Origin of the sequence: Kiloniella majae, from assembly GCF_002118315.1 — a bacterium.
Classification (GTDB): Bacteria; Pseudomonadota; Alphaproteobacteria; order Kiloniellales; family Kiloniellaceae; genus Kiloniella; species Kiloniella majae.
In genome coordinates, this window is sequence record NZ_MTSZ01000001.1 from 236,894 (window position 1) to 249,792 (window position 12,899).

Sequence of the window (12,899 nt, forward strand, 5' to 3'; positions counted from 1 at the left end):
ACTGGGTTACTATTACGTCTCAAAACGTCCGAAAATAAGAGAGTGGTTGCTAATCCTGGCTTCTATAGTATTTTATGGATATTGGGATTTTAGATTGATCCCTCTATTAGTAACGTCAGTTATTATTAACTGGTTTTTATCTTGGGCACTCCAGTCTTCTCTACAAAAGTTAACCGTTATTATTGGTATATTGGTCAATTTAGGTATTATTGGCGTCTTTAAATATGCTGATTTTTTTTCAGAATCATTCGCTTGGCTTCAAGGAGACACACACCAATCCTTAAACATTATTCTTCCGCTCGGTATTAGCTTTTTTACATTTCAACAAATCTCGTACTTGGTAGATCGTTATAAAGAAAACGCTCCTCTTTATAATTTTCGAAAGTACTTTTTATACGTATGTTTTTTTCCACAGTTAATTGCAGGTCCAATTGTTCGCCATAATGAGTTTATTCATCAACTCAAGCTTTCTCCTTTGCGAGAAGGGCTTTACGAACGTTTATCAAGAGGGGCGACACTATTAACTATTGGTTTGATCAAAAAAGTTTTTTTTGCAGATACAGCAGCTAAAATTGCAGACCCTCTATTTCAATCTGCAGAAATTGCCCAATTACCCTTTATGGATGTTTGGCTCGCAACAGCTGCTTTTACCGTACAAATTTATTTTGATTTCTCTGGCTACTCAGACATGGCTATTGGTATGGCATTCATGTTTGGATTTACTTTACCAATAAATTTCAATGCCCCCTATCGCGCCCTTTCAATTCAAGATTTTTGGCGACGTTGGCATATTACTCTTTCCCACTTCCTTCGCGATTACCTCTACATACCGATGGGGGGGAGCCGTTCAGGAATTTCACGACAAATGCTTGCCCTCATTATCACTATGTTCTTGGGTGGTCTGTGGCACGGAGCAGGTTGGACATTTGTTGTTTGGGGGCTAATGCATGGGTTAGCATTGGGATTATGTACCTTATGGCAAACAACAAATGTCCAACTCCCTAAAACCATCAGTTGGATGACCACATTACTCTTTGTTATGATTGCCTGGATACTATTCCGTGCTCCAGATTTTAACGTTGCAATGGGTATGATTCTAAGTTTAGTAGAAGTTAATCAATTCGGCGTAACAACAGGTAACTATGGCGCCAATCCTTTTCTCCTTGTAATCGCCGCAGGGGCCGCGCTTATGGGGCCAACAAGCCAAAAAATAGCTTTAAAGTCGAATTACAACACCCCCTTCGTAGCTGCGCCAATAGCACTAGCGCTGATCTTAATTATAATACAAGTCGGATCACAGACCCATCCTGACTTTATTTATTTTCAGTTTTAAAGCCGAGACTATGATCTGGAAATCTTATTGGGCCGTTTTAAGCAAAACCATTGTTATTGGAATGGCGTTCGTTTTAATGATGATAGCCGTCATCGATCCCTATGATAATTTGCCATTTTCGCCTGATTTCAAACGAACAGCAATGGCAAGTAATCAGCGTTTTTCTTACCCGGCAATTGCTAGAAACGATCAATTTGATAGCGCTGTTTTTGGCACGTCAACAACCCGATTGCTTAACCCGGAAAGCTTAAATCAATATATAGGTGGAAACTTCGCTAATTTATCTATGAACAGCGCAACTTCCTATGAACAATTTCGATTGTTTGAAGTTTTTATAAAAACCCACCCGGCACCCAAGAACATTATTATTGGTCTGGATATAGTATGGTGTAATGCTGGTAAAGATGCAGATAAATATACATTTCGCGCCTTTCCGGAATGGATGTACGACAACAACCCCTGGAATGATATTCCACATATGCTAAACTTTAAAACCTTAGAAACATTGGGTAAGCAAGCTGGGTATTTAATAGGAATTAAAGATGCTAAATACCTACCAACCGGGTACGCAAACTTTCTTCCCCCAATTGAAAAATATGATTTAAATAAAGCCCGTTTGAATATTTACGGCTCGGAAACACCTAAAGAGAAAACGCCTACAAGCGAACCAGCTCAATATAACCCGAATGATTTCAACTATCCAAGCCACGACTACTTGGAAAATATGTTGGATAAAATACCCGCAGAGACTAAAAAAATTCTAATGTTTGTTCCCTACCATCGCTACATACAAGCCACACCTGGCTCATTATCAGCGGCTCAATGGAAAGAATGTAAGAATCGAATAATAGCAATGAGTGCTACTCGCAAAAACTCTTTCCTGATTGATTTTATGATACCATCTTTAATTACAAACAAAGATGAAAACTATTGGGACCCGCTGCACTATACCGAAGAACTCTCCGAAGATATCATCAAATCTGTTGTAAAGGGGGTGAAAAATGAACCTGCGCCGCATAACACTTATCAAATTTTAGATCCCTATTAATACTGCTCTCGTCAATATTAATAGTAAAATAATTCTACCTATTTAGGATAAAGCAATAATTAAACTATACCTTAAGTTATCATGACTATCTTTCACCATAGTCATCATGAATTTTGGTCAAGATATGAACGCGCTTAAGCTGGATAGTGTTAAATCAGACAGTCTGCATTTATCAGAACTGGTCAGTGCCATCAGTACCGCACTGGACATGACCGAAGGACAGCCTATTGGCCACTGTGTCCGGAGTTGTTGGGTTGGCATTCATATCGGTCAGGAAATTGGCTTAAGTGATCATGACTTGTCTGAGCTTTACTATATGATTCTTCTTAAGGATTTGGGTTGCAGTAGTAATGCAGCCCGCATTTGCCAACTTTATTTAACCGATGATCAAAAATTCAAACACGACTTCAAAAAAATAAACGGCAGCCTGCCACAGGCTTTGCGGTTTGTGCTTTCCCATACAGGACTGCAAGCAAGTTTAAGTGAACGATTTCAGGCTATTATCAAGATATTGCAAGAAGGCGGCGAAATCGCGCGCGAGCTTATCGAAACACGGTGCCATCGGGGGGCTGAAATAGCCCTCAAAATGCGGTTCTCACAAAAGGTCGCTGATGGTATTTTAAATCTGGATGAACGATGGGATGGCAAAGGTTTGCCCGCTGGAGTATCTGGCATGGATATTCCCGTCTTTGCCCGCCTAGCCCTATTGTCACAGGTCGTGGACGTTTTCCATACTTCTGATGGTCGGCATGCTGCATTAAAAGAAGTTCGCTCCAGATCCGGCACCTGGTTTGAACCTGACATGGTCGCAGCTTTTGAGCGTATCGCAGTCCAGGACAAGTTCTGGGAAGAACTCAATAATCCAGACCTTGAAAACGTAATACAAGATTTGATTTTCCCGACACATGATGTCACCGTTGACGAAGATTATCTCGATGACATTGCTGCTGCTTTTGCCAAGGTCATTGATGCGAAGAGCCCTTTTACCCATGGCCACAGCGAAAGAGTTATGGGGTACAGTGATTTAATCGCAGAGAAAATGGGTGTTCCCAATCACAAAAGGCGGTGGCTTAAACGCGCAGCTCTGCTGCACGACATCGGTAAATTAGGTATTAGCAACAGCGTTCTAGATAAACCCGGAAAACTGACCGATGAAGAGTTTGCAATGATTAAAATGCATCCGGTTTTTTCCGTAAACATTCTAAAAAACATTGCTGCTTTTTCTGATATATCCCCGATCGCAGGTGGTCATCATGAAAGACTGGACGGTAAAGGATACCCCAATGGATTACACGGAAATGAAATCGACATGGAAATCAGGATCGTAACTGTTGCCGATATTTTTGACGCTCTTACCGCGGATCGTCCTTACCGTGCAGCAATGCCAATCGAAAAAGCCATTTCCATAATGGATGATATGGTTGACAGTGCGATTGACTCCCAATGCTACAAGGCATTGAAATCAGTTCTTAAGGAAATTGCCCGATTGAACTCGTCTCTTCAGGATACACTTGCCAGAGCCGGCGTAAAAGAAACCGCTTAAGAAATATGTTCTCGATCACAAAGCGACCCCGATATTCTGAAGAATACTCAGGGCCGTTTCGGTTATTTATTCCAAGATATATCCTGACAACTAGGAAGAATGAAGTTTGCGGTACTCGTCCGTTTGCAAACCGCCAGCCCCCCAATTTTCAAGCGCAACTTCATCAATCACGACATAGGTTGTATTCGGATCTTTATCCAACACATCTTGTAAAAGATCTGTGACACCCTTGATCAACCGAGCTTTTTGCTCTTTGGTCACGCCTTCATCAGTAACTTTTATATTCACGTAAGGCATTTCATACATCCAATAGCTTATAAAAAATAATCCTATTAGCATCGGGCAAATTTCCTGACACTAAATCAAAGCAATCTTTGATATAACCTTTTAGCAGTCTTCAACAAGGGTAAGAGCCCGAAATCGCTAATAATTTTCTTATAATCATACAATTAATATAGATGAAGGATGTGCTCGTCGTAAAACAGGACAAACGAGCACGATCTTTAAATCAATTGAGCAGGCCTTCTGCCGCAAGGGCCGCCTGTGTTTTTTCACGCGATGCAACGCGTTTCACAAAAGCAGAAAGATTTGGAACTTTATCAAGTTTTATTCCAACAAAATTCGACCAGTTGCTAACAACAAAAAGATACGCATCAGCAACAGAAAATTTATCGCCTAGTAGATAGTCTCTACCATCAGAAAGGATTTTCTCAAAATGAGCCATTTTCTTCAAGACATTCGCTTCAGCAGGCGCGCGTGCATCACCATCGGCTTTTCCCGTAAAAAAAGGGCCAAAAGCTTTATGAAGCTCCGAAGAGATAAAATTAAGGTGTCCTTGAAGCCTGGCGCGGTCAATCGAACCTGACACGGGCACAAGATCGGCTTCCGGCTTTTGATCCGCCAGATACTGAAGGATAGCTGCACCCTCGGTCAAAACCTCACCATTGTTTAATTTCAATGCAGGAACGTATCCATTAGGGTTAACGTCTAAGAAATCTTCTCCGCTTTCCGTTTTTTTAATCTCGGTATCAACTTTCTCAATATCGAAATCCTGCCCGAGTTCATGCAGTACAATATGAGACGCAAGAGAACAGGCACCAGGTTTGTAATAAAGCTTCATAAGATTTTTCCTCAATATGTGGTTCGTGATAACCAATGAGGTAAGATTACTAGTTACTTTTGTAAACTATATGATAGAATGATACTTAATTATATAGTTTCACTATGGTAACCCGGTTTCCTTTTGGTAACGCGTTAATATCTGAGAGTTACGAGTAATAATACTAAATGAGAGAGAACTATTGTGGCCTTAAAGATGCGAAAGAACCAAAGCGGTGATGTGCCTTACAATTGCCCATTATCAGAATGTATGGCCATTCTGGGAGGTGCCTGGACCACAAACCTCATCTGGTATCTATCTGGAGGCCCTCGCCGCTTCAGCGAACTGAAACACGATCTGGCAGGAATATCAGCAAAAATGCTAGCAACACGGCTAAAAGAGCTGGAAAGCAAAATGGTCGTCAATCGCCAAGTATTGCCAACATCTCCACCCTCGGTCGAATACAGTTTGACTGACCTGGGTGAAGAGCTTGTCCCAGCGATCAACGCTATTGTCGAAGTCGGTCACAAAATCAAACTGCGAAATGGAAAGGTATAAGCGGAAATGCTAATTATTTGCGGGAATAGTTCTCGTCTGAAACAAGGCTTTTCCAATTTCACTATTCCAATCTCGGTGATCTTCTGTATGAGTTGAAAACTGCCACCCGGCAATACCTCCGAAGACATCACCATATTCAGCACTCAGGGGATGAATAATCAGTTTAATAATATCTTCCGGTGAGATGTGACCACTGAATGCATCTGCTTTATACACCGGCTTGCCAATAACAATCTTCTCGCTTGGCCAGGCCAGTGCTCCATCCTTAGCAACAAGCCCTCGGTATGAAGTACGATATGCATCCTTTTTTAATCCGACTACCTTTGTGTCAACGGGGCCGTCCTGCCCCGGATTATTATAATATTGTACGGTTATCCAGTCGATTGCTTCTCCCGAAGCTTCTAAAACATCCAGATATGGGCCTTCATGCCATTCAGGATTTAAATAGGGAGATTGTGGTGCATGACTAATCGAAAATACCGGACGTGGTAATTCTCGCCTTAGAGCTTTGGTTAGCTTGATCAAGAAGCTCTTGCCATCCGCAACACCAGCTTTGCGTACTTTATGAAGCATGTCGCTAGCTTCAAAATCCAGATCCACACCATCAAGATTTTTCGTACGAATAAAAGCTGCAATTTCTGTTGCCAGTTGATCTTCGCGCCCAACAAACTGTTTATAATCTTTTGATTTGGCCAAGCCACCACCAAAAGAAATCAAGACTTTAACGCCTCTGGCTTTTAAGGCTTTAACCGTATCCCATTGATCAGTCATTTTTTTCGGTGGCAAAAGAACAATTTTATTGTCCTTAGCAATATCAGCCCCGAGAAAAGATAAAATGACATGAGTATAATCAGCTTGGGTAACATCAAGCAAAGCAGACGCGTCGCTGTTATAATAGATAATGAAACGCGGCTTCGCGGTTACAGAGAAGGTATTCATAAAATACACAAGAAATGTAACTACGAATATTTTTAAAATTTCAGTCATACGTGCCATATCGATTCATTATTCATCACGACGAACAAAATATCTAGACGAACACAAAATTGTCGTTGTTTCAAATAGATCAGAACACATTATTAACAATCTACGTATACATTACTGGATTAATTGTAATTATTAGTGGGTACGTCAGGATGCATACAATCAAGAAAAAAGGGTTTCGGATAGGGCATAGATTAATCGCATTGATTATTGTCTCTTCTTTCTCGCTCGTACTGATCGGGGGCTATTCTATTTATAACCTTCGAAATGACCTTTTCGACCAAAAACAATTGGAGTTGAAACATGTCATTGAAACCGCCACAGCAGTCGCTGACGAGTATTACCGACGTGCACAAGCTGGTGAACTAGACGATGCGGAAGCTCAAACCCACGCCTTGGACGCCTTGAGAGCATATCGTTATGGCGACGGGGACTACCTCTTTGTACATGACATAAATTCAGTCATGATAATGCATCCAATAAAACCTTCGCTCGAAGGCAAGGATTTAAGCAAACTTGAAGATAAAAATGGCAAACAAATCTTCACGGCTTTTGTGAATGTCGTGAAAGAAAGTGGTGGCGGTTTTGTCGACTACCTCTGGCCTAAACCCAATTTTGAAGACCCCGTAGAGAAGCTCTCATACGTACAAAGTGGGAGTAACTGGGGCTGGATTATTGGGACAGGCGTTTACATGGATGACTTCAACTCTGCCCTTCAAGAGCGTATCCAGTTTTTGGTCATCATCATGATTGCAGCACTAATCCTAACAATCGTTATTTCTATCACTGTTACCAGATCAATTATCAATCCACTAAGTGCAATGACAAAAACCATGAGAGATCTGGCACAAGGTGATATTGAAACACAGGTCCCCACAACAAGATTTAATGACGAAATAGCTGAAATGGCCGAGACCATTCAGGTATTTAAAGATAATGCTCACCAGGTAAAAAAATTAAGTGACGAGCGCGAAGAAACAGAACGAAAAAATGAAGAAGAGAAACGGAAAGCAATGGTCGATCTTGCTGACCGATTTGAGGATGAAGTCAAAGGCATAGTACAGACAGTATCTGCGGCAGCAACTGAAATGCGATCAACATCAGAAGGCATGCAAGTAACAGCAGGAAATACATCCGAACAAGCCGTTGCGGTTACGTCAGCTTCGGAACAAGCATCTGGAAACGTACAAACCGTTGCATCTGCTGCTGAAGAGTTATCCAGCTCTATCAGCGAAATCAGCAGGCAAGTAAGCCATTCGACGTCCATTACAAATGAAGCGGTAAACAAAGCGGAAGAGGCAAACAAAGAGGTAACAGGCCTCCTTGATGCATCTCAAAAAATTGGAGAAGTCATTAGCCTGATCTCTGATATCGCGGAGCAAACAAATCTACTTGCTCTCAATGCAACTATTGAAGCGGCCCGAGCTGGCGATGCTGGCAAAGGGTTTGCCGTTGTCGCAAGCGAAGTAAAAAATTTAGCCACACAAACAGCTAAAGCAACCGAAGATATATCCAAACAAATTGAAGGAATTCAAGGAGCGACTGACACTGCTGCAGGGGCTATTGGTAGCATCACAGGAACGATTGAACAGATTAATGAAATCACCTCTTCAGTCGCCGCAGCTGTTGAAGAGCAAGGGGCAGCCACCCTGGAAATATCAAGGAATGTTCAAGAAGCAGCCGCCGCGACAAGCCAGGTATCATCTACAATCAATGATGTAACTGGTGGTGTAGAAGAAACTGGCCGTGCAGCGCAAGATGTTCTTGGTGCTGCGTCTGAACTATCTCAACAGTCAGAAATGCTTAATATTCAAGTAGATAGCTTCATCCACAAAATACGTGAAGCCTAAATATTCAAATTAAATAAAGTAACTTAAAAAAAACGTCTGTAAGAAATTACAGGCGTTTTTTAGGATCAAATATTAAGATTATCTATCAGAGCAAGAAACGGATAGTAGCACTTTTATTTCTTCCTATATCTTTAATACACAAAATTAGATAAAGAAAACACAGGCATGAACACACCAACTATCACCACTATGGGCGCCAGTGAATGGTTCATGTTAATTATCTTATCCATATTATGGGGAGGGTCTTTTTTCTTTGTTGGTGTTGCAGTATCCGAATTACAGCCTTTTACAATTGTAACCATTCGGGTTGGGCTTGCTGCAATAGCTTTATGGGGTATTATTTTTACTCTCAAAATGCCATTACCCAAAAACCTCGCGGCATGGAAAGCTCTTCTTATTATGGGGCTCTTGAATAATGTGATCCCCTTTACCCTTATCGTATGGGGGCAGATTTATATCCCCTCTGGCCTTGCATCAATCTTAAATGCAACCACGCCCCTATTTGGAGTTATTGTTGCCACCTTATTTTTACCGGACGAAAAAGCGACAGTTTTAAAAGTTATCGGTGTTATTATTGGCTTTATCGGTGTGGTCCTCATGTTTGGGTTGCCAGACGACAATCAAAACTTTCTGGCCCAACTTGCGATTTTAGGCGCAACACTAACCTACGCATTTGCAGGTGTTTTTGGACGACGCTTCAAAACGATGGCAATCCCCCCTATCGTTACTGCTGCTGGGCAAGTCACGGGGGCAACACTACTCCTCATCCCGATCACTTATATAATCGAAGGTGTACCTTCTTTGCCCGTAATCTCAAATGAAACATGGTTTTCCTTAATCGCACTCTCCCTTCTCTCCACAGCAGTAGCATATATTCTTTATTTTAAAATTCTGGAGAGAGCTGGCGCAACAAATCTGCTACTTGTGACTTTACTAGTACCTGTTTCAGCAATTTTACTCGGTGCATTATTTTTGAATGAAAAATTAGATGTTAGTCACTTCGTCGGTATGGCTTTGATTGCTATCGGATTATCTGCAATTGATGGACGACTTTGGAAAAAAGCTAGAAAATAAGCTCTTTGCTAACAAGTGGGTGTTATTTTATCAATAGCACGCTTGAGAAGAATTACAGCAAGCATAGAACAAATTACCGAAGTCCCAAAATAGTACATTCCGGGCTGTGACGTCGCATTTGCCATGCCAGAAGACTTTGCAGAAATAACAATCATACCGACGATAAAAACGTCAAGCATGCTCCACTTTCCCAAGAGATCAATTAACTTCACTGCCCTTTGAACTGATTTATGGCCAACTGAACGCGCCCGCCAGATATAATTAGCAACCAAGATTTTAATCGTGGGGAAAATGACTGAAAATAGTAAAATTATAACAGCAATAAGATATTCGCCACCATGGGCAAGCTGATCAATAGCACCGGAGATTGAGATAAGATCTTCAAATAGGAAAAATTTCTCAACACGAAGTATTGGAATAGTTAGACCAAAAAATAACGTCACCAGTGCCACAAAAAGTAAAATCGGAATTAGTTTCGTAATACCTGATGTACGATTAGCAAGTGAGTTTTCAGCGCGTTTAAATGTAAAAAGTAGATGCCACCAGCGAAGGCTCTCATGCTCTGAAGACCAGAATTTCTGTGCCTGTTTCAAAAACTCTAAATTTTTCATAGAGAAGCCAGTAACGCCAACTATATGACTAATGTAAAAATCGCTTAATCAATGTAAATTCAGCTATTTAACCTAGCTATTACTCATCAACGATCATTAGAAAATCTTTGTTTCGACTGTTGACTGCGGCGCTTAATACGTACTGGTACGACAGCCTGTGCAGGCTCAGCCCCAAAAGTAAGGGCACGGAAAACTGAAAAGATCAAAGCAGATAGCATAAAAAAATCTATTCCTTAGTTTTTTGTTATTACCCTATTTAGGCTTTTCCTTGGTCTCAATCAATATGAATCCCTAAAAAATATTGAACTCGTAAAACAAATAATGATGAATTTGTATTCTGAAACATATGTGTGTTTAGGTTTTATTTTTCTTCTGAAAGTTTTCAAACACTCTCAAAGACATAGTCCGTGGTGAACTTTCGCCCTATTTACAGTTAATTCAACAAATCTCCGAGCTGTGTATTTTGGATCAAAAAACTTTCTTTTACTTTTGCAATTTCACCATTCTCAGATAATTCAGAAAGCGCCTTATTAAAACGCAGGACTAACTCTTCAGATTTATCAAATTCTCTGGTGAAGATTACATGCCCATAGTCAGTACTAATGGTTTTTTCCAACTCAACAACTTCATTCATTCTTTCGGCCAAAACTTCTCTACGAAAAATATCCGCGACAAAAACATCTTCCACAAAAAAATCGGCTCGTCCGTTTAGAACCATCAACCAACAACTTCTTATATAGGGTGTACGTACACGCTTTATCTGGCCAGCAGAGTAAAGTTCGTCGAGTACTGGTAAACTTCCATAATGATGAGGCAAGCACTCTCTCAACCCAAATAAATCCAGCGTACTATTATACTCGACACCAGAATCACCCCGCACATAAACCTTGCTTTCCCATTCAATGATCGGTGCACTAAAAAGAAAATCTACTTCACGCTCATCGGTCAGAAGATAAGGATAGGTTGCGATATATTTGCCCCTTTTAGACAAAACATACCCTCGCTTCCAAGGCAAATAATCAACGGATGTTTTATATCCCATTCTAGAAAAAACCAATTCGACAAGTTGAGAAACAACACCGCCTCCTGGTATATGTTGAGAAGTAAAAGGAGGATACTCGCCCGTCGTTAATCGCAGTTCCTCAGCAATCGTTCGAGAAAGAGTCATCCCCTTAAAAACAAGAACAACCAAAACAACAAACATTATTTTATGTACGCTTCTCAAAACGAAGTTTTCCTGTAGATACGGTGTAGTTGGGGCATTCTCATACAAAAATCCCTCCTGTACGTAGTATAAAACAGGTTAAAATCCGGTTATACGGCCAACAATTTAGCTTGTACGAAATGTACAGCGATCCAAAATATATTTTTTAATCAAATTTTTTCACAAAAAAAGCGCTTACAAAGCGCTTTTTATAAATAATGGCGGAGAGTGAGGGATTCGAACCCTCGATACGCGATTAACGTATACTCCCTTAGCAGGGGAGCGCCTTCAGCCACTCGGCCAACTCTCCACATTCTGTGAACAGCCGAATTACTAAGGTCTAACATCAAATCTGTAAAGTGAAAAAATACAGAAAAATGCACTTTCTATCAAAGTGCGCAGGAACAGTGCTGTTAAAGCGTTATAAAACCATACTATCAATACTTTGATTAGAAAGCTTGGATTCTAAATTATAGTAGCTAAGCTAACAAATTCATAAACGGTTAAATTTATAAAGCAAAATGACGCAGAGTATTTTGGTGGTCAATGTGCTACTTGATAAACAAACTGACAATAATTAAACATTACACAGAAATCGATTAACAAAATGGTCAATCCATCACAAACCATTGCAAAATTCACAACCAAGAACATACTTGTTTTACCGCAAGCATTAGATAATTTCGTGGAAGCGTCTTGCTTGATGAAAGATGGAAATAATGCCGTTTATTATAAAGAGCTGAAAAAAGACCTCGTAAACGTTGAGTTTTACTGTAACACACCATGTTTTATATACGCCGAACAGGGCAAAGAACGTATAACCTCATCCGATGGGAATATTGTTACAATAAATGCCGACACGATAACGTTTCTTCCTTATGGTATTAATTTACATAGTGATTACGTCAGAACGTCGGGCCAACTGAAAGCTTTTCTAATTTTCTTGGATGCAAATGTTGTAAAAAATTTTCTCGCCGACCAAATCATTAGAAATCGAAATAAACAAAAGAATGAAGTCAAATTTTTAAATATTAAAAGTAACATTGCCTTTAAACATTACTTCCAGTCGCTAAGGCTCTTTAATGAGCAACAACTTTCTTCTAAAGGGCTATTAAGAAGTAAACTTTTGGAGTTTTTAAATCTATTAGCTCTCTCTAATCCAGAAATTAATCTGCCATCACTTATTGCCCAGCAGCGACCTCGATCTGCAAAAAGAAATGTAAAAAGGCTGCTACAAAATCCGGAACACCTGAAACTCAGTATTGCGGATCTAGCAAGATTATCAGGAAGAAGTTTATCAAGTTTCAATCGAGATTTCCGTGCCAGCTATAACATGCCCCCAAAACAGTGGTTAAAAAAACAACGTTTGTCTTATGCAGAAAAACTTCTAAGAAAACAGAATCAAACCATTACAGAAATTGCGCTCGATATTGGCTATGAAAACGTTTCACACTTTATTAAATCTTACAAAGAATCTTATGGTATGACACCAAAAGAATATCGCCGTTTTATAACTTAATGAAACAAAAACGGTACTCTTGACATTTTCTGGGCAGTTTTAATTTCTATAAATACATAGCATCTCCATATCAATA

12 protein-coding genes and 1 tRNA gene are annotated in these 12,899 nt (G+C 40.2%); 7 read left to right on the forward strand and 6 right to left on the reverse strand.

Annotated elements, in window-relative coordinates; all coding sequences use genetic code 11:
* Window positions 1-46: 46 nt before the first annotated feature.
* The 3 genes from BKB51_RS01070 (at window position 47) to BKB51_RS01080 (ending at window position 3,924) form a co-directional block, all read left to right on the forward strand.
* Entirely contained in the window at window positions 47-1,333 is a 1,287-nt protein-coding gene (locus BKB51_RS01070) for an MBOAT family O-acyltransferase (RefSeq protein WP_158090102.1), read from the forward strand.
* A 10-nt stretch (window positions 1,334-1,343) separates the two neighbouring features.
* Entirely contained in the window at window positions 1,344-2,381 is a 1,038-nt protein-coding gene (locus BKB51_RS01075; protein ID WP_085899246.1) for a hypothetical protein, read from the forward strand.
* Between the two features lie 124 nt (window positions 2,382-2,505).
* Window positions 2,506-3,924 (forward strand): HD-GYP domain-containing protein, encoded by a 1,419-nt coding sequence (locus tag BKB51_RS01080; protein ID WP_085900169.1) that lies wholly within the window; start codon window positions 2,506-2,508, stop codon window positions 3,922-3,924.
* 90 nt (window positions 3,925-4,014) lie between these two features.
* Here the strand turns inward: BKB51_RS01080 and BKB51_RS01085 are convergent, their stop codons facing one another.
* On the reverse strand, window positions 4,015-4,221 hold the full coding sequence (locus BKB51_RS01085) for a tautomerase family protein (RefSeq protein ID WP_085900170.1): 207 nt from the start codon (window positions 4,219-4,221) through the stop codon (window positions 4,015-4,017).
* 211 nt (window positions 4,222-4,432) lie between these two features.
* Window positions 4,433-5,044, reverse strand: a complete 612-nt coding sequence (gene gstA, locus BKB51_RS01090) for a glutathione transferase GstA (RefSeq protein ID WP_085899247.1) — start codon at window positions 5,042-5,044, stop codon at window positions 4,433-4,435.
* Between the two features lie 183 nt (window positions 5,045-5,227).
* On the opposite strand from gstA, the gene BKB51_RS01095 reads away from it, so the two are divergent.
* On the forward strand, window positions 5,228-5,581 hold the full coding sequence (locus BKB51_RS01095; RefSeq protein WP_085899248.1) for a winged helix-turn-helix transcriptional regulator: 354 nt from the start codon (window positions 5,228-5,230) through the stop codon (window positions 5,579-5,581).
* Between the two features lie 9 nt (window positions 5,582-5,590).
* Here BKB51_RS01095 and BKB51_RS01100 read toward each other — a convergent pair whose 3' ends face one another.
* Window positions 5,591-6,577 carry a glycosyl hydrolase family 18 protein gene (locus tag BKB51_RS01100; RefSeq protein WP_085899249.1) on the reverse strand — a complete coding sequence of 329 codons (987 nt, stop codon included), beginning with the start codon at window positions 6,575-6,577 and terminating at the stop codon, window positions 5,591-5,593.
* Between the two features lie 140 nt (window positions 6,578-6,717).
* Here BKB51_RS01100 and BKB51_RS01105 point away from each other — a divergent pair, with 140 nt between their 5' ends.
* Window positions 6,718-8,415 (forward strand): methyl-accepting chemotaxis protein, encoded by a 1,698-nt coding sequence (locus BKB51_RS01105; protein ID WP_085899250.1) that lies wholly within the window; start codon window positions 6,718-6,720, stop codon window positions 8,413-8,415.
* A 165-nt stretch (window positions 8,416-8,580) separates the two neighbouring features.
* Window positions 8,581-9,489 carry a DMT family transporter gene (locus tag BKB51_RS01110; protein WP_198946593.1) on the forward strand — a complete coding sequence of 303 codons (909 nt, stop codon included), beginning with the start codon at window positions 8,581-8,583 and terminating at the stop codon, window positions 9,487-9,489.
* An 8-nt stretch (window positions 9,490-9,497) separates the two neighbouring features.
* Here BKB51_RS01110 and BKB51_RS01115 read toward each other — a convergent pair whose 3' ends face one another.
* The 3 genes from BKB51_RS01115 to BKB51_RS01125 form a co-directional block, all read right to left on the reverse strand.
* Window positions 9,498-10,100, reverse strand: a complete 603-nt coding sequence (locus BKB51_RS01115; RefSeq protein WP_085899252.1) for a paraquat-inducible protein A — start codon at window positions 10,098-10,100, stop codon at window positions 9,498-9,500.
* A 433-nt stretch (window positions 10,101-10,533) separates the two neighbouring features.
* Window positions 10,534-11,373: a substrate-binding periplasmic protein gene (locus BKB51_RS01120; protein WP_125911752.1), complete on the reverse strand. Its 840-nt coding sequence runs from the start codon at window positions 11,371-11,373 to the stop codon at window positions 10,534-10,536.
* Window positions 11,374-11,523: 150 nt separating this feature from the next.
* Window positions 11,524-11,614 (reverse strand) — tRNA-Ser (locus BKB51_RS01125).
* Window positions 11,615-11,911: 297 nt separating this feature from the next.
* Here BKB51_RS01125 and BKB51_RS01130 point away from each other — a divergent pair.
* Window positions 11,912-12,823, forward strand: a complete 912-nt coding sequence (locus BKB51_RS01130) for an AraC family transcriptional regulator (protein ID WP_085899254.1) — start codon at window positions 11,912-11,914, stop codon at window positions 12,821-12,823.
* Window positions 12,824-12,899 lie beyond the last annotated feature (76 nt).